1 protein-coding gene is annotated in these 710 nt (G+C 39.3%); it reads right to left on the bottom strand.

Annotated features, from left to right (window positions below):
- Window positions 1-554: 554 nt before the first annotated feature.
- On the bottom strand, window positions 555-674 hold the full coding sequence (locus IQR33_RS35985) for an HNH endonuclease (protein WP_416222693.1): 120 nt from the start codon (window positions 672-674) through the stop codon (window positions 555-557).
- Window positions 675-710 lie beyond the last annotated feature (36 nt).

Genomic DNA, 710 nt, shown 5'->3' with positions numbered 1-710 from the left:
GTGTCTAGTTCTTATGTTGAACATGGCTCCCTCTTTGTTATCAAGTTGTTCTGATGGCATTAATCCATTTGAATCGCCTATTTTGACAGTTGCCATAAGCATGTAGGAGTAATTCAATACCTTTTACACAATCTAGTTGTTTACAATGTCATTTTTAGCCGTTTTTTCCGTAGATAAAACCATATACTGCAGTAATAAAAGCGAAAATGAAGAACCACAATAAATTTTCATTCTCGATTAGAGTTTCTAGAGAAAAATCTAGGACAAATCGGACTAAGAAATAGGCACTAGCAAGGGCTGAAACGTTAGTAATAAAGTCCGCGAACTTCCGGTGGTTAGGTTTTGGTTCTGGCATGTTTTTTTTCAATGTTGATTACAGCCCATGTCTAGGGCTGTAGTTGTACTGTTTCTCTGCTCGCTTTCTTAAGCAAACAGCCTCAAAAAAGTCACTTGTTCTACCAAGGTACTTTTGCTTCTTGCCCACTCCGATGTAGGCGACAAAGTAGCCATTGCTCTGTTTCACTCCGGTCACACCAGTTTTGTTGCGGCGACTTCTAGTTAAAATTTCTCTGAGCAACGCAGTTGTCCCCCCTACGTAAATTGCTCCATTTATCATTTAGAGAATCACCATCTTTATGATCGATGATGAAGTCAGGAAAATGACCAGTCATTATTGACCAAGCGATTTGACCAGATGTGTACTCTTTACC

The sequence above is a fragment of the Vibrio sp. OPT46 genome, from assembly GCF_015163535.1.
Lineage (GTDB): Bacteria > Pseudomonadota > Gammaproteobacteria > Enterobacterales > Vibrionaceae > Vibrio > Vibrio alginolyticus.
Note: the sequence above shows the minus strand (reverse complement) of the source record. Positions and strands in the feature narration are given on the sequence as shown.